This is a genomic window from Bradyrhizobium cosmicum, assembly GCF_032290525.1.
Classification (GTDB): Bacteria; Pseudomonadota; Alphaproteobacteria; order Rhizobiales; family Xanthobacteraceae; genus Bradyrhizobium; species Bradyrhizobium cosmicum_A.
On sequence record NZ_JASXTA010000096.1, the window covers coordinates 1 to 406 of the forward strand.

Genomic DNA, 406 nt, shown 5'->3' on the forward strand with positions numbered 1-406 from the left:
GGCCGCGCTTGATGGCGTCGGGATTGCCATCGGGTTGGGTCCCTATGTGGAAGACGACATCGCGATGCGGCGCCTGGTTGCGCCATTTCCGATTTCTGTTCCCAAAGGGCGGGCCTGGTACTTGGTGTATCGTCCGTTCCGCGAAACCGATCCGGGCCTAATCGCCTTTCGTGACTGGTTGCGAAGAAGCTTCCAGGCGTCGTCTTAAACCGTTGATTTACCTGCGCTAAACTGCCGCATCCACAACCGCCTCCATTACAAAACTTTAATTCCCTAGCCAGCGCGCGGTAAGGCGGCAGGCCCCATCTTCAGCCCTGACAGGTGGCCACCCCCGCACCGTAGAAGAATGAAGAATTCACGCTCTGGAGATCTTAGAAACATGACCGAACGTCCCATCGATCTTTCC

Annotated in this window: 1 protein-coding gene; it reads left to right on the top strand. The window is 56.9% G+C overall.

Annotation, left to right across the window (positions count from 1 at the left end; translation table 11 throughout):
• The coding region (locus QSV46_RS39200) for a LysR substrate-binding domain-containing protein (RefSeq protein ID WP_314964022.1) at nucleotides 1-208 on the top strand (208 nt) is incomplete at its 5' end.
• Between the last annotated feature and the right edge of the window lie 198 nt (nucleotides 209-406).